The sequence below is a fragment of the Terrimonas pollutisoli genome (assembly GCF_029360765.1).
Lineage (GTDB): Bacteria > Bacteroidota > Bacteroidia > Chitinophagales > Chitinophagaceae > Terrimonas_B > Terrimonas_B pollutisoli.
Map to the genome: position 1 here is coordinate 171,302 of NZ_JARKNA010000003.1, position 18,621 is coordinate 189,922.

The window sequence follows — 18,621 nt, forward strand, 5'->3', positions numbered from 1 at the left end:
ACTGAAGACCAGCCATGGCCACCTTAAAAGTTTTACCAGCCTTGCTAAAAAGATGGTCCGCCATTATTTAAGCTCTCGTCAAACCAAATACCTTAATCCTTTTTGCAGCTTATTCAGATGTTCTAAGACCTCATTTTTTAGACACTAGTTATTAAAGTGTTTTTCTTCTGCGTCGCGCCGGATGTTTTACAACGATTATACCATTGAATACCAACACAACCTACAAACTAACTTTCAAAACATCACCACCTCGCCACAATTTTAAAATTCAACAGTCGTGGTGTTAAGCGTTGTGGCATGGTATAAGTAGTGTTGGAAAAATCTTTGATGAGCAAATAGGAAATGGTATTGTCGCGATCGATGATATTAAATACTTCGAGGCTGGCCCAGATATTATCAAAACCAAGGAAGGGACTATGGCTGCGGCGCTTGCTGCGGTCGCTATCAAGCAGCAGGGCGCTAAAGCCTACATCGGCACGGATATAAGCGGGTATCTCAAGCCCATTGCGGTATTTGGTATTGTTGGGAATATTGTAGGGCAGGTTGCTGCCATACAAGAGGTTCAAATACATTTTTAAATTCTTGTTGGTAGCAAGGTAATCCTGGAAGTACATACCAAAGGTGATGCGGCGGTCGGTAGGGCGGCGCACCCAACCTTTTTCCAGCGTGACACTGTCGATAGGTTCGTTGAGATCATTGAGGGTATACTCCTTGTAGGTATCGCCTTTGATATCTTCCCTGGTATTCATGAGGCCGATGCTGATCCATGATTCGGCATCTTTGACCAGCTCGCCATAGAGCCGCATTTCAATACCGGCGGCATAAGCTTTGGCATTGTTCTCACCAAAATAACGGACTCGCACATTGTCGACATCATAAGGCACTACATCGGTCATGTGTTTATAGTAGGCTTCGGTGGTCCAGCGCATGGGCCGGCCAAAACCAATGAAGTTGTAATCAAATCCCAACAGGCCCTGCCAGCTTTTTTGTGCTTTGAGATCGGTATTGATAGTGCCATCATAACGCCTTAACTCACGATAGAAGGGTGGCTGGTGATAGGCGCCGGCGGCAATGCGAAAAACAAAGTCACGTTTCCAGTTGGGTTTCCAGCTGGCGCCGATACGGGGCGAGATCAGCGTTTCTTTGTTCAGCGAATTATAATTGTAACGAACACCGGCCGTGAGTGTATAAGCATTCAATGAATCGCCAAAGCGGATATTGTCCTGCACATAACCGGAGAATTTATCAATGCTGAGATCGGCTTTTGATTTGAGCACTTTACTCAATTGCAACATATCGGGCTGATACGGCAATGAGTAACCGGCCGAGTCCTGGAATTCCCATTCGTTGAGTTTATCATTGATCAATGTGCGGTCGTAGGTGATGCCCCATTGATAAGCTTGCCTGCCTTTTTCCAAATTACCCTTGTGTGCAAAGCTCCAGTTCTCGATATTGAGCCGGTTTCTTGCATAATTCTGGAACACACCGGCGCCTAATGGGTTTACAATGAGCCCGTAGCTGGGTTTGCTTTTATCAAAGTCTCTTTGGCCAAATAAGTAAGCTCCCGTGATGTCGACGTTTTCCCGCTCATCGTTTTCAAAACGGGAGGCCATCCATTTTAGTTTTAGTTTTTTGGTAAGCTGGTTGGTGAAGGAGAGACCGGCCATGTTGGTCTTGTACTCATCTTTTTCATTGCCGTCAAAATATATATCGAGACCGAGGTTGGCAGTAAAGAAAGGAGAGAAGACCGAAGACGTGAGCTGGCTGAACTCGGGCTGCAGGGAAAATTTTGTTTGAGAAATATTACCAAAGAGTTCAACGGCTGACTTGCTGGTAAGTTGATAAGTCAACAATGCCTGTAGGTCGCCGGAAGAGGGGACATAGTTGCCCTGTGTTTCCTGCCGGCTCAATAAGTTTTTATTACTGCGGTTGCGGGCGCCGATGAGGTAAGTGAATTTATTGTTGGCGGAAGTTCCTTCGAGATGCATACCCTGTTCTAATAAACCAACATAGGCTGAACCGCCGAAACGTTTGGCCCGCCCGGATGGCCCGGTCGGACGGGGTTTGTTGTACTGGATATCGAGCACCGAACTCATCTTGTCACCATACTTTGCCTGGAAGCCACCATTGTAAAAATTGATATTGCGTACCAGTTCGGGATTGATAAAACTCAGGCCTTCCTGTTGACCGTTCCGGACGAGATAGGGCCGGAAGATCTCAAAGTCGTTTACATAGATAAGGTTCTCATCATAGCTGCCACCACGAACGGAATATTGCGATGTGAGCTCATTGTTGGAGCCGACAAATATTTTGATCAGGCTTTCCACACCGGTGGTAACGGAAGGAAGGTTGATAATGGATTTGGGATTGGGACGGATGAGGCCGGCTTCGGTTCTCTCCCGCTGGTCGGTAACGATGACTTCTTTTAGTACCGTGCCGCTTCCTCTTTCCAGTCGTACGGTGATGTATTCTTCCTCATTTTCGTTGAGCAGGAAGTTTTTTTGTTCTTCGCGGTGACCGGTATAGCTGAATACAATGGCAAAGGCTTTTTCGGCGGGTACTTTTAAACGGAAGTAACCACTATCGTTGGTAGCGATGCCGGTTTGTTTGCCGAGGATGATGACGGATACATTTTGTAAGGGGTTTTCGTTTTCATCGATGACCTTGCCGGAGACGTAAGCGTTTTTCCCTGCCTTGCCGGCAGGCGGGTTTTGGGCAAGGCCCACTATGCTAAGGAAAATGAATAAGCAGGATAAGAGAGTTTTTGGCCGGTTCATTCGGTAGTGGCGGATTTGCGGACAATATTAGGCAATTAATTTTGGTTTGCCTATGGGGTATAACGCCAAAAGCAGGATTAAAGTATTGATTTGCTTGGGTGTTGAACCACCGAGGCACAGGGGCACAGAGACAGGGCGGGGATTTTATTTTATATTCCTGTTTCCCTGTGTCTCCGTGACTCTGTGGTTCAATTAAACTATGCAGACAGTACGGCGTAGGTTTCACGCAAAGAACGCAAAGGGGCAGCGACGCAAAGCGGCACGATTCCACTAATCTTTGTGTCCCAGTGTCTCCGTGACTCTGTGGTTCAATTAAACTATGCAGACAGTACGGCGTAGGTTTCACGCAAAGAACGCAAAGGGGCGGCCACACAAAAGCGGCACGATTCAACTAGTCTTTGTGTCCCGGTGTCTTTGTGACTTTGTGTTTCACATCAAGCTTGTTAGAGCTGGAGAGTTTCACGCAAAGAACGCAAAGGAGCGGCGACGCAAAGGATGACTTTTCTTTGCGCCTTATTTGCTTAGCGGCTTTGCGTGAAAAAATTACCGGGTAAAATAAGTAAGATTGAATTCAGGAACTGTTTTGATTTCCCCGTCGAGGCGGTATGCAGTGATATGGTTTTCACAACCTTCTTTGGTGGTGGAAAAAAGGCCTTTCCTCTTATGATACAACTGCTCTTCTTCAATGCCAGTCACACGAACGAGTTTGCCAGTTTGCGGAAAAAATAGTTCATAATCCGAAGTACTTTCCAGCAAAGCGGTGCTGGGAAAGGCGACCATCTTCAACGTGTCATTGGTTCTTTTGAAACCGATGTGATCAATCATCATACTATCTTCCAAAATGGCGGGATTGCTCTTTGCAAACTTTTTAATGATGATGGTATCTGCTTCTGTATCGGAAAAACCGACAAGGCCGAACTGCAAACTGGCTTTTGCGCAGGGAAAGTCGCTGCAGGATGCCGACAATATTGTTATGATCAATAAAATTAATTTGATAACTGGCTTAAGCATGAGGAGATGACAAGCCGGAAGTGTTTATCGTTGCTCCGATGTTTGTATACCCGATCCTGTGTGGCCTGGTGATTCACCTCAAAGCATGAAAGCAGCTTACGTCGTAGGTTTCACGCAGAGAACGCAAAAGGGCAGCGACGCAAAGGATCACGAAGCAATTCATCTTTGTGTATGGCCGTGGCCTGGAGGTCCGGAAAGCTTAACCGCGAAGGCGCTAAGACACAAAGTAACGCAGAGGCTATTTTAAAACGAATCATTGCGCCCTTTGTGTCTTGGAAAGCAGTGAAACATCAGGTCAACGGAGAGTTGAACCACTGAGGCACAGAGACAGGGAGGAGATTTTATTTTATATTCCTGTGTCCCGGTGTCTTTGTGACTTTGTGTTTCACATCAAGCTTGTTAAAGCTGAAGAGTTTCACGCAAAGAACGCAAAGGAGCGGCGACGCAAAGCGGCACGATTCAACTAATCTTTGTGTCCCAGTGTCTCCGTGACTCTGTGGTTCAATTAAACTATGCAGACAGTACGGAGTAGGTTTCACGCAAAGAACGCAAAGGGGCAGCCACGCAAAAGCGGCACGATTCAACTAATCTTTGTGTCCCGGTGACTCTGTGGTTCAATTAAACTATGCAAGCAGTACAGCGTAGGTTTCACGCAAAGAACGCAAAGGAGCGGCGACGCAAAGGGTAACTTGTCTTCGCTTTCATGCAGTTGCTTATAGTTGCTTCAATTGGTGTATCGTCGCTTTTGGATCGGGGGATTTGAAAACAGTATTACCCGCTACTAACACATGAGCTCCGACGGAGATGATAGTAGATGCATTTTCTACTGTTACTCCACCATCAATTTCGATGAGGGTTTTTAGTCCTCTTTCATCGATCATCTTGCGGAGCTGTCTGATCTTTTCCAATGTATGCGGAATAAATTGTTGCCCGCCAAAGCCGGGGTTGACACTCATCATGCAAACAATATCGGTATCGTGCAGGATATCACTTAATGCTGACACAGGTGTATGCGGGTTGATGGCTACACCGGCTTTCATACCGAGTGACTTTATTTGTTGCAGGTTGCGGTGCAAATGAGGGCAGGCTTCGATGTGCACCGTCAAATGATCGGCGCCGGCATTTTTAAATTCTTCGGCATAGTTGCCGGGCTCGAGGATCATCAGGTGAACATCGCAGGGCTTTTTTGTGGCTTTCCGGAAGAACTCAATGATCATGGGTCCGAAACTGATATTGGGAACGAAACGTCCATCCATCACATCCAGGTGATACCAATCGGCTTCGCTTTCGTTGAGCATTTTACATTCGGCTTCCATGTTGAAGAAGTTGGATGCTAAAAGGGATGGAGCGACAATGGACATGGGGGTTTGTTTGAGGCGCAAGATAAGGGAAGTTGGGTAACTGATATTTTCATTGGATATGATGAATTCTCTTTGGCTTTCTTTTTTTCTTAGCAAAAAAAGAAACAAAAAAGTCAAGGAAAAACGAATGCTCCGCCGTTTTTCCGGGCCAACGCACATGAGAGTCTGAAAATTTGAACGTCGCTATTGGGTTTGAAGGTATAGGAGCGGGACTCCGCTGCGTATTATGCGAAGCAACGAAAGGCGCTGCTTTTTCGCTGGTAGTTTTTATAGTTAAAGATGTTTATACCAGGCGAAAAAAAGGCGCTGGGAGTGACCTTCAAATTTTTATGTAAGGGAACAACGTTTTTTGAATTTTTTCAAATCGCCTCCTTTATATTTGCAATCATGAAGATGTCAACAGTCAAATTTTGTTTAGGTTCATTTTGTTGCCGCATAATTGGCAACAAGTGGGCCATGTTTGTCTGTTGAAAATAATGCAGAAATCAAATTGAGCCGCTTGTTACCAACGTATCAAGCGGTTTTTTCATTAATACAAGTCTGGTATGCTCAATGGATGGGTGTTGGTCTGCAAAACCAATGTAGTCAGTTCGATTCTGACACCAGACTCAAAAGAGATGAGAAAAATTTATAGTGCTGAAGATTTTCTGTAGCCTGAAACTAGAAACCTGAAACTGGTAACGGGCAACAAGCAACCGGCAACCGCAAACCATTATATGCAATCAAATCTTCTCCGCCGCTTCTTTGGCTTCGGTGAAGGTTTTGTCGAGGCTGTAGGCTTTTTCGTAGTTGAGTTTGGCTTCTTGTTTTTGACCGAGTGTTTCGAGGCAACGGCCGATCCAATACCAGGCATCGGGAAAGGAAGGAGTGATGGTATTGGCGAGCTGAAATGTTTTTAGGGCATCCGTTGTTTTTTTCTGCTCCAGTAAGATCTTTCCTTTTTCAATATAAGCATTGAGATAACGATGATCGGTTTTGATAGTGGCATCAAATTCCTGGATAGCCTTTGCGTTGTTTTTGGTGTTGGAATAATAAAGCCCTTTGATATAGTAAGGCTCGGCAAACAAATGCAGCGAGTCTTTGCTGATCATGGAATCAGCCAGCGGAATGGCTTTGGCATTTTTACTTTCCGCATATTGATAAGCGAGTTTGTTACTGATCTCACGGTTGGAAGGTACTAAGGCATATGCTTTTTCAAGAGTAGCGATGGTGTTGGGAATGTCTTCTTTTTTGAGTAGCAGGTCTGATTTTAATACCAGCGCATTTACCTGGTTGGGTTCTTGCTGCAAAATGCGATCACAAACCGCTAATGCCTCATCTGTTTTATTCAATGCATCATAGGAGCGGGCCAGGCTAAGCTGTAAGAAAAGACTATTGGGAATTTCCTGTATCGCTTTATTTAAAAAGATAACAGCGGAGTCTGGTTTTTTTTCGAGCAGGATATTGCTCACCCCCACTGCATAGCTTTCATTGGGCGCCAGCACCCAGGCTTTTTTAAAATCGGCCAAAGCAGGTTCGGGTAAATTATTTTTATTTAACAATACCGCACGGCGGAAATATAGCTCATCGCGGTTGGGCTCTTTGCGGATGCTGTCGGTGATGGATGAATAGGGAGGTTGGGATAGAATATCGTCATAAGGGGAACTGGTTTCGTTATTGTTGCAACCCCATATCATCGCGATTAATAGCAAAAAAGAAATCGATTTCATATCTTCAAAACTAATGTATCTAAAAGCAGCTATTACAATTTGCTGACAAAGCATAAGTTTGTCAAAAATAACTTTGCTTCGCTTCATATAAACGATCAATGATGAAAAAACTTGTTTTATCTCTGGTGACTGTTTTATTGGTGGTGATGATCACTTCATTTAAAACTTCTTCCGACTCGGAACTCCGGACTCCCGGCTCCCAACTGACTTCCAACGATACTCTTCTCTATCCCGATGAAACCCATTTTAAAAATATTCAGCAACTGACATTTGGTGGCGATAATGCCGAAGCGTATTGGAGCTATGATGGTAAGCATATTATTTTTCAACGTACCAATCCGGTAGAGGGAATTAACTGCGACCAGATCTTTATTGGCAAAGTACCGGCACCGGGTGAAAAGTTTACTTATAAAATGGTGAGCACCGGCAAGGGTAGAACCACCTGTCCTTATTTTACCAAAGACGGAAAACATATTATTTATGCATCCACCCACCTCGGTAGCGACGATTGCCCGCCTGTTCCCGATCGGAAAAAATATGGCAATAAATATATCTGGCCTCTTTATGACAGCTATGATATTTTTATGGCCGACCTGGATGGAAAAATTGTAAAACAATTGACCAAAGCAAAAGGGTATGATGCAGAGCCTACATTGAGTCCCGATGGAAAGAAGATGATCTACACCAGTAATAAAGATGGCGATATTGATCTTTATATCATGGATCTGAAAACAGGAAAAGAAAAGCGGGTTACCAATACACCGGGCTATGATGGCGGTGCGTGGTTTAGTCCTGATGGTAAAAAAATTATCTGGCGGGCATCAAGACCTAAAACAGATGCGGAGATAAAAGAATACAAAGAGCTGCTGGCGGAAAATATGGTGGCGCCGACTAATATGGAAGTGTTTGTTGCTAATGCGGATGGATCGAATGTAAAACAGGTAACGAGTTTCGGCCAGGCCAACTGGGCGCCTACCTATATGCCCGATAGCAAGCGCATCATCTTTGCCTCCAATCATGAATACAAAAGAGGCTTTCCTTTTAATCTCTATACGATTAACGAGGACGGAACAGGATTGAATAAGGTGAGCCGTGACAAAGGCTTTGATGCGTTCCCGATGTTTTCACCCGATGGTAAAAAAATTATCTTTAGCAGCAACCGCAACAATGGCGGCACCAGGGATACCAATGTTTTTATTGGAGATTGGGTGGAATAGTGAGAAAGTGAAAAGTGAAAGGTGAGAAGTGAAAAGTGTACTTCGGCAGGCTCAGGATGACAAGTGAAAAGGGAAAAGTCAAAAGTGAATAGTGAAAACTGAAATGCCGGCTGACATCGTCGACATCAGATGTTCGAGGTTAACCTGATTGCCCTAACTTCGAAGCTCAAATATTCAATCTAAAACCAATTGTTTATGGATACAGGGTTAGTTCATTTACATAATATTCTTCGCTGGGTTATTCTTATTCTGTTAGTGATTTCCATTTTCAAAGCATTTTCAGGCTGGCAGCAAAAAAAGACATTTTCGCCGGGTGATAAAAAAGTGTGGTTGTTTACGATGATCGCGGGACATATCACTTTATTGATCGGGTTGTATCAGTGGCTGTGGGGAAGATATGGCATGCTGGTAGTATCTCCACCTGAAGGAGTAAGTGTGATGAAGGATAAATTTTTCCGCTTTTTTTGGGTAGAGCATCCTGTATTTATGATCCTCGCCATTACTATGATCACATTGGGACATGGTATGGCGAAGAAGGCCGTTGCCGATGAGGTGAAATATAAAAGAGCATTCTGGTTTTTTATCATTGCCTTATTGATGATCCTGGTAGCAGTTCCCTGGCCATTCAGGGTGGGCATTGGAAGGCCATGGTTCCCGGGCATGTAAGCCAGAAGTCGGAAGCCCGGGATCGGAGGTCAGATGTTCTATGCTGAGTTTACGTTCCTACTTCAGACATCCGACCTCAGGCATCTTACTTACTCATTTTTGAAAAAATCTTACTGACGATCTTCCACTCGCCATCGATCTTCAGCATATTCATGTAGTCGTAAAGAATCACATCTCCTGACTCGATCCTGATTTTTCCGTTAGCGGCATTGCCTTCAATATTCAGGGCCACGATCTCTATTTTTCTTTCCGATTTATTGGTATTGGCTTTTACCCTTGCAATGAAATCGGCAATAGGTACATCTTTAAACTCATTGGTTTTTGCGTCGATGTATTTCATGGTGGCACTGGGATGAAAGGCTTTTTCCATCCGGTTGCCGTCACCGCTCATGTAGTTTTCAAGACAGGCCCTCACGGCTGCTTCTTCGACTGTTTTGTCTTGAGCTATACTGGCAACAGATAACATAAGCGACAGGATTGCTAAAACGCAGATCTTTATGTTTGTTGATTTCATGGCGTGTAGTTTTTAATATGTACAAAAAAAGTTCCTGAATATATCAGGAACCTTTGAAGTAAAAATATTAATAGTTGACCGGCGTGATATTACCTACACGAACGGCAGGAAGATGCTTTAAATTATGCCGTCAACGCATCGGCTACCTTTTGCATTTCTTCCTTTGTGCCTACACTTAGCCGAAGCCATTTAGTTCCTTCTTCGAACGTACGGGCACCGATGATCTGTTGTGATTCCAGTAATGTCTTTACATCTTTACCATATGTAGAGGAATCAAAATAAACAAAGCTGGTATGAGAAGGGATATAACGCATTCCTGATTTATCCAATGCGCCATAAAACACTTCCCTCGCTTTTTGATTTTCTTTTTTACAGAAACTAGTGAACTCTTTATCATCCAATGACGCTATAGCGCCAGCCAGTGCTACTGCGCTGGCTCCGGCATTGGGCCAGGGCTGCAGCTCATTCAATTTTTTAATCGTTTGCGGATGCGCCAATGCAAAACCAACCCTGGCGCCTGCCATGCCATATATTTTAGAGAATGTTTTTGCTATGATGAGATTCGGATAATCGGTTATCAGTTTAGCCATTGAGGGTTCATCGCTAAATTCAGTATAAGCTTCATCCAGCAGGATGATACACTTTAGTGCGATGTCTTTAATAAACGTTTCTAGTTCGGCGGCAGGTAATACCGTTCCGGTAGGATTATTGGGATTACAGATGTAGACCATTTTGGTATCAGCGTCCATGGCATCTTTCATTCTTTGCAGGTCAGTCATCTTAGCCGGGGTAAGAGGAACCAGTTTGATGGGAAGCCCCGTTTTTTTTGCAGCAGGCATCCACAAACGAAAAGTAGGATCGGGGGCAACCGCATTACCTTTTTGCAATGCGGCTAATAACGAAACAACTCCCAGCAACTCAGATGAACCTGCTCCCATGGTCACATGATCCATGGAAAGATTATATAGGGCACCAATCTTTTCTCTCAATTTGGAGGTTGTATCCCATGGATACCTGTTAGAAGTTTTCACTGCCTCCATCATTGCCTTTTTTGTCATTGGAGATGGGCCATGTGGATTTTCGTTTGAACTTAATTTGATAAAATCAGTAAAGCCCGCAGTGGCTATGATCCTTTCTGTTTCGCGGGAAAACAGATCCTTGCTTAACGTAAAAGCAGCGACAGCAAGAGCACTTTGCCTGAGTAATTCACGACGATGCATATAAAAAGTTTATTGCGTTAAGGTACGACAAACTCATTATCAAATATCAGCGTCGAAAACAGTGCTGGGTTTCCCGTAAAGGGATAATATTGGCTAATTCTTGTTTTGAGATGCTAAAAAATTATTAGGTTGGATATCTTTAATCGGAAAGATAGTACGACACTTTTTGATACCACGGTAAACCTTAGTAGAAAAGCCAGCACATCAATGACTCAACCTTATTACCTTATTGTATGAAAATAGAATATAACAATTTATACATCCGTTTTATATTTTCGACACTGCATCGTTTGCCTCTTATTGCCGAAAAAACCGGGAAAGAATTGAAAAATATAGTACAGGCATTGTGAACTATAACGTTTAACATTCGTATGGATATATGCCAATCCGGACATACACATTTTCTTGTATCCCATTCTCAAAAGTATCAGAAGAAAGCCGGTCATCGTAAAGCGAGTTTTGCAAAATTATCCGGGGAGAGTTTATCATGCTTTACCAAAAGATCCTTCAGCTTTTCGGGAAATTAAAATGGGGTAATAAGGTTAAGGGCTCAATCGATCGGATTTCTACTAAGGTTAAAGTATAAGAGTCTAAAAGTTACCAGGGAAATTAAATAAGGTTTGACGATGGTCACAGCTCAAACCACTTACAGCACCTAAAAATGAGAATTAGCGGTAATATCGGATTAATAACTACCTGAGATCATAGGCGTCGCAATGCATGACGGTCGGTTCAAACTCCAGCAGGTATTTTTTATCTGCTTCGTAATATTTTGCTTTGGCCACATCGTCCCCGGCGAATGCCTTGATGCTTTCCCAATTGACCCACCAGGAAACAGTGTACACATGTGTGATATCACCTTCTTCCCGCTGCCAAACCTGTGCACCAAGATTTCCTTTTACCGATTGATAATCGGTGATGCCGGTCCTGATAACAAACTCACGGTATTCCTTTGCATCGCTTGTTTTTGTGCGGCCGTGCCAGATGCGTACGATCATAAAACTTAGATTTTATTTACTTTTTGATGCAATCCTTCGTCTTCGTTCAGGAGTAACAAAAAAATCAAGGCTGCAGAAAAATGGCTAAAATTTATTTCATTTCGCTATCGAAAACGAATCTGAAGCCAAGCTTCATAATCCTGATTTAAATATCCTGCGCATCTTCTTTGCAATAAAGCCGGGCAGCGGTTTCGTTTTAACGCTACATTTCATAAATTTTTTAACGCTATTTTTCTGACCCGTTTCAAATTCAGGTTGCCGATAGTTTGGGTTTACTGACTACTTTGTATTTAGGTAAATTCACCAGCCACACACCCAGCAATATCAATAATAACGACACCCGTTGTATTGGGGTAACTTCTTCACCGGCGATCAATGCACCCAATAAAACAGCGACGACAGGATTTACATATACATAGCTGCTGACCTGGGCCGCCGTTTTTACTTTTAACAACCACAGGTAACATAAATAAGCAATCAATGATCCGGCAATGACCAGGTACAGTAATGCCAGCCATGCATTCATGCTGACAGTTGCAAAACTAAAGTTCCGTGACTCGCCGGTAAAAATGCTGATCAAAAAACTAACTGCACCTGCCACTAAAAGTTGTACGGTTGCATTTACCAGCAATGAATCGCCGGTCGGTTTGTATTTGGAATACAACGATCCTGTTGTCCAGGCGATACCGCCCAATATGATCACCAGTATTCCCAATAAGGATTTTCCTGAATAAATAGTTAGCGTGGTACCTGAAGTATTAAAAAATAGTAGCAATAGCACGCCGGCAAAACCCAACAGCAGGCCGGGAATAATTGATTTATTAGAAAAATAAAAGGGCCACTGTTTTTTGTCGAGTAAAATAAACCAAAAAGGTACGGTTGTGACAATAACCGCTGCAAGGCCGCTGGGAATATATTGTTCTGACCAGGCTACTGCACCGGTGCCACCTAGCAGCATCAGGATACCACAAAAGGAATTTTTGAGAAAGGAAGAATAGCCGGGAAGTTTCTCACCTTTCCAGGTACAGCAGCCAAATAGCAAGATGCCAGCCGCCATAAAGCGGAGACCAGACATGAGCAGGGGCGGAATATCATGAATAGCAAACAAAATGGCGAGATAGGTAGAGCCCCAGATAATATAAATAGCCGCAAAGGCCAGCACGATTTTTAATTGGAATTTCATCTGTATATTTTTTATTTTTTTTTCGGCCAGATGGAACGCCCTATATCCATCCTTGTGGTTCAAAAACTTTATATGGGCGTTTCATTGTTTAATTATTTCAGGTGCAAGTTCCATTCAGGGCATTGCTAACACCTGCGAAATCTTGCTATACTTCAGGATTCAACCATTCCTTAACAGCACTTGTTGTAACTTTAATTTTCAGTATGCTATTGGCGGATATTCACATATTGCACCGGTCTGATTTTTACCGCATCAATGATTTCAGATGCCATTGCGATTTTTGTTCCTTGTCGGAACCTGAATATAACAGCAGCTTTTATATCAACTTTATTCGTAAAGGTTTTTTTGAATACAGGACATTCCGCCGCGAAGATGAATTGCATGTAGGCAGGATGCTTATTACCAAGCCGGGATATGAGCATGTTACCCGGCATATAGATGACCAACCTGATATGACAACAGGTTTTGAATTCAGGGTTGATTTCTTTCGCCTGTTGCAGGACCAGTATGCAACACAAGCAGGCTGGTTTTTGAATAATAATGATATTCATTCCCTGATGCTGCGCAGCAATGCAGAGCTGGATTACCTGCATCATCGCATCCTGCAAATGACAGCAAGCAAAGAGTTTTTTGGTTTGCAGATAGACGAAATGGTGATGGAGTTGCTGGAAAAAGTGATGCAGATATTGGGCAATGCAAAGGAAGTACCGCCTTTACCCGATTCTTTAAAACAATTTCATTTAGGTACTCTTGAAAACGCAAAGGAATACATGCTGAAAAACTTTGGCCAGGATATTTCGTTGCAGCAACTGGCACAACATTGTTATATAAGCCCCTTTCATTTCAGCCGCATATTTAAAAGTATCATGAATGTCTCACCACATCAATATTTGGCTGAGATCAGGCTAAACCATGCCCGAGTATTATTGACTAGTACCAACGACCCGGTTACAGATATCGCTTTTGCGTGTGGTTATAACAGTATTGAGCATTTTGCGACAGCCTATCGCCGGAGGTTCAGATCAAGCCCTACAAGCTATCGTATCAACAAAAGTCAATTGGGTCAGCTAAATCAATGAGATACGTAGCCGTTGATAACCTGGGTGCCTTTCCGTTTTTTATCAGGGACGAAATGCTGAAGCAACTTTTTTGCAGAATAAGGGTAAGAGGTTATTCGAATTATTTGTTTGCCACAGATGACACAGATTTTCACAGACAGATATGTGGCAATAATGTTTTATGGAACCTCTGATCATTTTATTTGATTAACACAAACTTTAAACATGTACGTGTTTTTCGATCATTGCTTTCGAATAAGCCGACTCCGCTTTACTTTCTTTTTCTTGAAAAAAAGAAAGTAACAAAAAAAATTCAAGGCCAATTCTATGCAGTACATTTTCTTATGAGAAAATTTCCTCTGCAGAATTGGCCGATGGGAGCAACATGAAATTTGAAAAACTTACAGAAGCAAGACTTCACTGCGTGTTATGAGCAGCTGCTGGAGGCGCTTTGTTTTTCGCTTGTAGTCTTTTGAAATCTCTTGGCCACCAGGCCGGCGAAAAACAAGGCGCTGGAATATTTCCTATACCTGGGCAATTAAAGCGAAAAAAACTCAGGCAGGCCTATGGCCAAAAACAATAAAAAATATACACATGAAAGAAATTGTTTTGATTGAAGCGCCAACAAATTTGGGATTGAAAGAACCGGCACCCGGTATTGAGCCAGGAGTAAAATTTTTTCCTGCCGCTCTTGAAAAACAAAAATTTTCTGTATTGGCTGGAATAAAAGAAAAGCTGGCAGTGATTCCGCCTGCCTACTCTATGCAACTGGATATAGAAAGTAAAATCAGGAATGCGGATGCCATAGCTGATTATAGCCAAAAGCTTGCTGAAACGGTAAAACAGGTAATCGAAAAAAATAAGATGCCATTGGTGATCGGCGGGGATTGTTCGATGATGATCGGGAATACACTCGCATTAAAACAAAAGGGTGACTACGGTTTGTTTCATCTTGATGGGCATACCGATTATATGTGGCCGGAATTTTCACAAACAGGCGGCGCTGCAGGAATGGGGCTTGCATTGGTGGCGGGTGTGGGGCATGAGAAGCTGACAAATATTTCGGGCCTGCGACCTTATATCAAAGAGGAAAATATTTACTGTGTTGGCAACCGGGAATATGATGATGAATATGTAGCCTTATCTGTAAACAGTGGGATGCGATATATTGATTTGGCCGGCATACGCAGTGAAGGAATTAAAAATATTGTGAACGATTTTTTGAAAATGATCCATGACAAAAAGCTGGATGGTTTCTGGATACATTTTGATGTGGATGCATTGAATGACGAAATAATGCCTTGTGTTGATTCCCGGACGGAAGATGGACTTTGGTACAATGAATTAAAAGAAATGCTGAAACCTTTAATTCAATCCCCGCAGCTTACAGGCATGGAGATCACTATTCTCGATCCCACTCTCGACAGGGATGAAAAATATATCCCGCAGTTCACAAAAGAAATTTTGGAAGTTTTGCACAGCGCAAAGTAATACGCTTAGTATTTCACCTGTATATAGTTTATTGTTTTCTAGTCAGCTGCCTGCGTGTCGGCACACAGATAGTCCCGCCGCAGCAAGGCCCCGTCTGATATAATGAAAATTTAATCATATACGTTTTCATGTTTGGTACCAGGTTTGCGGAATTTTATTTCCTCTTCCTCCAAGATCGCAGAAGCAATCCTAATTTATTAATCTAAACTTGAAACAAATGAGTAAGAAAAATTTTTGCCCGGAGGGTTATCATTCCGTAACGCCCGGCCTTACCATTAAAGGCGCAGATGCGGCGATAGACTGGTACAAAAATATTTTTGGCGCCAAAGAAAAAATGCGGTTGGAAAATCCTGATAAAACAATTGGCCATGCTGAGGTGGTCATTGGAGATTCAATGATCATGCTGGCAGAAGAAAATCCTGCCTATAATAAAAGCCCACAATCAACAAATGGGAACTCCGTCAACCTGTATATTTATGTGGCAGACGTAGATGCGACAATTAATAAAGCATTGGCTAACCGGGCCAAGCTGATTATGGAGTCTATGGATATGTTTTATGGCGACCGGGTTGGCCGCATTGAAGATCCATTTGGATATGACTGGACAGTGGCTACGCATGTAAAGGATGTTTCCGATGAGGAAATCCGCCAGGGCATGAAAGAAATGGCGGAACAACACGCCTGATCATCTTTTTCCTAATTCAATCACTTCACAATTTTTTATGTCAGAACCGTCAATCGCAAAGCGAATGATGGTTCTGATTTTATGCCAGCCCTGGTTGCCCGCAGCACCGGGGTTCATATGCAGGCATTGTAATTTTTCATCGTACATAACTTTTAAAATATGCGAATGGCCCGAAATAAAAAGCCGGGGATGATGTTCAAGCATCAGTGGTTTGACGCGGCTGTTATAGTGAGGCGGATAGCCGCCAATATGGGTCATAAACACTTTTACTTCCTCGCAGGTAAAAATGAGATTCTCGGGGTACACACTGCTGACAGACAAATCATCAATATTTCCATACACAGCTTTTAAAGGTTTGAAAGCGGCCAGTTTTTCTGCCAGGGCTATCGTTCCAAAATCGCCGGCATGCCATATTTCATCACATGGTTCAAAATGTTTAAAAACTGCTTCATCTAAATAGCTATGTGTATCCGCCATTAATCCTATCCTTGTCATCTGGCGAATTTAATAGTAATTTTGATCATGCCATTTCACCGAAACTTTACGTATTATATCGACAAAAGGAAGTGGAAATATATTTTTCTGCTGGCTACACTCGAATTGTCCCGAAATTAATTGTTGAATAGCGGTGTTGCAGTACAAGAGGCCGCCAACTGGCGGAACCGCGGTTGATAAAAGTATTGTAGCCGGTTACATCATTCTTAAATCTTCAAATTACCGATTGACTATGCCTCATTATTATAAACTTGGGAACATTCCACATAAACGCCATACCCAATTCAAAAAACAAAACGGCGATTTATATTCTGAACAGTTGTTTTCAACGGAAGGATTTTCCAATGACTATTCTTTGTTATATCATTACCATCCGCCCACACAGATCATTAAAACGGAGCCGCAAATCAGCGTTGCACCCACTATCGCCGAGGAAAAAATGTTGAAGCATCGCAGCTTCGAAGGATTTAATATTAAACCGGCAAAAGATTTTTTGGAAAGTCGTGTCCCGGTATTGGTCAACAATGATTGTCATATTGTATTGGCGGCGCCGGAGGAAAGCATGAAGGACTATTTCTATAAAAACACCGATGCGGATGAGATGATCTTTGTTCACGAAGGAAAAGGTGTGTTGCGAACCATGTATGGGGAACTGCCTTTTGATTATGGCGATTACCTGGTAATACCACGGGGTACTATCTATCAAATTGAGTTCAGCAATTCTCACAACCGTCTTTTTATCGTAGAATCATTTAGTCCTATCCGCTATCCTAAAAAATATATGAGCAAGTATGGTCAGCTGCTGGAGCACTCGCCTTATTGCGAACGGGATATCAGGCCACCGCAAAATCTTCCCAGCTTTGATCAAAAAGGAGATTTTTTGATCAGGGCAAAAAAGAAGGGGATGTTGTATGGATTACATTACGGCACACATCCGTTTGATGTCATTGGTTGGGACGGCTGCTGCTATCCATTCGCCTTTTCCATTCATGACTTTGAACCCATCACCGGCAGAGTGCACCAGCCGCCACCGGTGCACCAGACTTTTGAGGCCAACAATTTTGTAGTGTGTTCATTTTGTCCGCGATTGTTTGACTATCACCCACAGGCTATTCCTGCTCCGTATAACCATAGTAATATTGACAGCGATGAAGTACTGTACTATGTCGACGGCGATTTCATGAGCCGCAAAAATGTAACAAGGGGGATGATCACGTTGCATCCTGCAGGCATCCCGCATGGACCACACCCCGGTGCAGTTCAGAAAAGCATCGGAGCCAAGGAAACAAAAGAGCTGGCGGTAATGGTTGATACCTTTCATCCATTGATGCTGACAAAAGAAGCCCTGGAGATTGAGAACAAGGATTATGTTATGAGCTGGGCTGAATAGAAAAGCCATGAGCTTGGAGCGGTGAGCTGCGGGCTTAGAACAGACATTTTTTTGAAATAAAGATAGATTTATAAAGGCCTGCAAATGCAGGCCTTTGGTATAGTAAAAACCGCCATTCGCCGGCCAAAATCAGCAATTCATAAAAAAATAATTGGATCGGGTGAGAATTTGTTTTTACATTTGTTAACTATTTGGTTAAATAATATGGTTAAAAAAGAAAAGGACAAGACCACAGAGGAAAAAATACTGGCGGCAGCTAAAAAGGTATTTGTGAGTAAGGGAATGGCTGGTGCCAGGATGCAGGATATTGCTGATGAAGCGGGTATTAATAAGGCGCTACTTCATTATTATTTCCGCAACAAGGAGAAGCTATTTGAAGTGATCTTTATGGAAGCAGCCAGTAAATTGTTTCCCAGGATCAATGAAGTATTTACTTCGGACCTGCCGCTGTTTGAAAAGATTGAAAGTTTTTGTTCGGAATATATTACTGTTGTTTCTGAAAACCCTTACCTGCCTTTGTTTGTATTGAACGAGATAAACCAGAACCCTGAGTATTTTTTGCAAAAAGTATGGTCTGGGCAAAGTAAACCCCAACCGGAAAAATTTCTGCAGCAAATCGAACGGGAAGTAAAGAAGGGAACGATAAAAAAGATAAGCCCGGTGAGTTTATTAATGAACCTTGTTTCGCTGACCATCTTTCCTTTTGTGGCAAAACCTATGTTTCAAAAAAACCTGGGATTGGATGAGTTGCAGTTCAGGTCGATCATGGAACAGCGTAAAAAGGAGATACCCAAATTTATCATAGACAGTATTCGAAAATAATTTTTTTGATCTAAAATTAACCAA

The 18,621-nt window shown here is 42.8% G+C and carries 16 protein-coding genes; 7 read left to right on the forward strand and 9 right to left on the reverse strand.

The window, feature by feature from the left end:
• Window positions 1–242 precede the first annotated feature (242 nt).
• From P2W73_RS07315 to P2W73_RS07330, 4 genes are all read right to left on the reverse strand, one after another.
• Window positions 243–2,777 (reverse strand): TonB-dependent receptor, encoded by a 2,535-nt coding sequence (locus tag P2W73_RS07315; RefSeq protein WP_276501351.1) that lies wholly within the window; start codon window positions 2,775–2,777, stop codon window positions 243–245.
• A 543-nt stretch (window positions 2,778–3,320) separates the two neighbouring features.
• Complete coding sequence (locus P2W73_RS07320; protein ID WP_276501352.1) at window positions 3,321–3,758, reverse strand: hypothetical protein; 438 nt, start codon at window positions 3,756–3,758, stop codon at window positions 3,321–3,323.
• A 743-nt stretch (window positions 3,759–4,501) separates the two neighbouring features.
• Window positions 4,502–5,149: a ribulose-phosphate 3-epimerase gene (rpe, locus tag P2W73_RS07325; protein WP_276501353.1), complete on the reverse strand. Its 648-nt coding sequence runs from the start codon at window positions 5,147–5,149 to the stop codon at window positions 4,502–4,504.
• A gap of 722 nt (window positions 5,150–5,871) precedes the next feature.
• On the reverse strand, window positions 5,872–6,858 hold the full coding sequence (locus P2W73_RS07330; RefSeq protein WP_276501354.1) for a tetratricopeptide repeat protein: 987 nt from the start codon (window positions 6,856–6,858) through the stop codon (window positions 5,872–5,874).
• Between the two features lie 101 nt (window positions 6,859–6,959).
• Between P2W73_RS07330 and P2W73_RS07335 the strand changes: the two genes are divergently transcribed.
• Both P2W73_RS07335 and P2W73_RS07340 read left to right on the forward strand, forming a co-directional pair.
• Window positions 6,960–8,075: a TolB family protein gene (locus tag P2W73_RS07335; protein ID WP_276501355.1), complete on the forward strand. Its 1,116-nt coding sequence runs from the start codon at window positions 6,960–6,962 to the stop codon at window positions 8,073–8,075.
• Between the two features lie 195 nt (window positions 8,076–8,270).
• Window positions 8,271–8,741, forward strand: coding sequence for a hypothetical protein (locus tag P2W73_RS07340; RefSeq protein ID WP_276501356.1), 471 nt, complete (start codon window positions 8,271–8,273; stop codon window positions 8,739–8,741).
• 85 nt (window positions 8,742–8,826) lie between these two features.
• Here P2W73_RS07340 and P2W73_RS07345 read toward each other — a convergent pair whose 3' ends face one another.
• From P2W73_RS07345 to P2W73_RS07360, 4 genes are all read right to left on the reverse strand, one after another.
• Window positions 8,827–9,255 (reverse strand): nuclear transport factor 2 family protein, encoded by a 429-nt coding sequence (locus P2W73_RS07345; RefSeq protein ID WP_276501357.1) that lies wholly within the window; start codon window positions 9,253–9,255, stop codon window positions 8,827–8,829.
• A gap of 122 nt (window positions 9,256–9,377) precedes the next feature.
• The gene (locus P2W73_RS07350; RefSeq protein ID WP_276501358.1) at window positions 9,378–10,475 is read right to left on the reverse strand and encodes a pyridoxal phosphate-dependent aminotransferase; all 1,098 of its coding nucleotides are present in this window, start codon (window positions 10,473–10,475) and stop codon (window positions 9,378–9,380) included.
• Window positions 10,476–11,167: 692 nt separating this feature from the next.
• Window positions 11,168–11,473, reverse strand: a complete 306-nt coding sequence (locus tag P2W73_RS07355) for an antibiotic biosynthesis monooxygenase (protein WP_276501359.1) — start codon at window positions 11,471–11,473, stop codon at window positions 11,168–11,170.
• A gap of 250 nt (window positions 11,474–11,723) precedes the next feature.
• Entirely contained in the window at window positions 11,724–12,656 is a 933-nt protein-coding gene (locus P2W73_RS07360) for an EamA family transporter (protein ID WP_276501360.1), read from the reverse strand.
• A 287-nt stretch (window positions 12,657–12,943) separates the two neighbouring features.
• On the opposite strand from P2W73_RS07360, the gene P2W73_RS07365 reads away from it, so the two are divergent.
• From P2W73_RS07365 to P2W73_RS07375, 3 genes are all read left to right on the forward strand, one after another.
• Window positions 12,944–13,735: an AraC family transcriptional regulator gene (locus P2W73_RS07365; RefSeq protein ID WP_276501361.1), complete on the forward strand. Its 792-nt coding sequence runs from the start codon at window positions 12,944–12,946 to the stop codon at window positions 13,733–13,735.
• A gap of 573 nt (window positions 13,736–14,308) precedes the next feature.
• Window positions 14,309–15,205 (forward strand): arginase family protein, encoded by an 897-nt coding sequence (locus P2W73_RS07370; protein ID WP_276501362.1) that lies wholly within the window; start codon window positions 14,309–14,311, stop codon window positions 15,203–15,205.
• Between the two features lie 217 nt (window positions 15,206–15,422).
• Window positions 15,423–15,890, forward strand: coding sequence for a VOC family protein (locus P2W73_RS07375; RefSeq protein WP_276501363.1), 468 nt, complete (start codon window positions 15,423–15,425; stop codon window positions 15,888–15,890).
• Here P2W73_RS07375 and P2W73_RS07380 read toward each other — a convergent pair whose 3' ends face one another.
• Entirely contained in the window at window positions 15,891–16,385 is a 495-nt protein-coding gene (locus P2W73_RS07380) for a metallophosphoesterase family protein (RefSeq protein WP_276501364.1), read from the reverse strand.
• Between the two features lie 232 nt (window positions 16,386–16,617).
• Here P2W73_RS07380 and P2W73_RS07385 point away from each other — a divergent pair, with 232 nt between their 5' ends.
• Together P2W73_RS07385 and P2W73_RS07390 are read left to right on the forward strand one after the other, a co-directional pair.
• Window positions 16,618–17,775 (forward strand): homogentisate 1,2-dioxygenase, encoded by a 1,158-nt coding sequence (locus P2W73_RS07385; protein WP_276501365.1) that lies wholly within the window; start codon window positions 16,618–16,620, stop codon window positions 17,773–17,775.
• 204 nt (window positions 17,776–17,979) lie between these two features.
• The gene (locus P2W73_RS07390) at window positions 17,980–18,597 is read left to right on the forward strand and encodes a TetR/AcrR family transcriptional regulator (RefSeq protein WP_276501366.1); all 618 of its coding nucleotides are present in this window, start codon (window positions 17,980–17,982) and stop codon (window positions 18,595–18,597) included.
• Window positions 18,598–18,621 lie beyond the last annotated feature (24 nt).

Excerpts from the sequence above, each read along its gene's own strand:
- P2W73_RS07340 (WP_276501356.1), top strand. The coding sequence starts at position 8,271 with ATGGATACAGGGTTAGTTCATTTACATAATATTCTTCGCTGGGTTATT.
- P2W73_RS07355 (WP_276501359.1), bottom strand. The coding sequence starts at position 11,473 with ATGATCGTACGCATCTGGCACGGCCGCACAAAAACAAGCGATGCAAAG.
- P2W73_RS07330 (WP_276501354.1), bottom strand. The coding sequence starts at position 6,858 with ATGAAATCGATTTCTTTTTTGCTATTAATCGCGATGATATGGGGTTGC.
- P2W73_RS07360 (WP_276501360.1), bottom strand. The coding sequence starts at position 12,656 with ATGAAATTCCAATTAAAAATCGTGCTGGCCTTTGCGGCTATTTATATT.
- P2W73_RS07380 (WP_276501364.1), bottom strand. The coding sequence starts at position 16,385 with ATGACAAGGATAGGATTAATGGCGGATACACATAGCTATTTAGATGAA.
- P2W73_RS07370 (WP_276501362.1), top strand. The coding sequence starts at position 14,309 with ATGAAAGAAATTGTTTTGATTGAAGCGCCAACAAATTTGGGATTGAAA.
- P2W73_RS07315 (WP_276501351.1), bottom strand. The coding sequence starts at position 2,777 with ATGAACCGGCCAAAAACTCTCTTATCCTGCTTATTCATTTTCCTTAGC.
- P2W73_RS07335 (WP_276501355.1), top strand. The coding sequence starts at position 6,960 with ATGAAAAAACTTGTTTTATCTCTGGTGACTGTTTTATTGGTGGTGATG.
- P2W73_RS07345 (WP_276501357.1), bottom strand. The coding sequence starts at position 9,255 with ATGAAATCAACAAACATAAAGATCTGCGTTTTAGCAATCCTGTCGCTT.
- rpe (WP_276501353.1), bottom strand. The coding sequence starts at position 5,149 with ATGTCCATTGTCGCTCCATCCCTTTTAGCATCCAACTTCTTCAACATG.
- P2W73_RS07385 (WP_276501365.1), top strand. The coding sequence starts at position 16,618 with ATGCCTCATTATTATAAACTTGGGAACATTCCACATAAACGCCATACC.
- P2W73_RS07350 (WP_276501358.1), bottom strand. The coding sequence starts at position 10,475 with ATGCATCGTCGTGAATTACTCAGGCAAAGTGCTCTTGCTGTCGCTGCT.
- P2W73_RS07375 (WP_276501363.1), top strand. The coding sequence starts at position 15,423 with ATGAGTAAGAAAAATTTTTGCCCGGAGGGTTATCATTCCGTAACGCCC.
- P2W73_RS07390 (WP_276501366.1), top strand. The coding sequence starts at position 17,980 with ATGGTTAAAAAAGAAAAGGACAAGACCACAGAGGAAAAAATACTGGCG.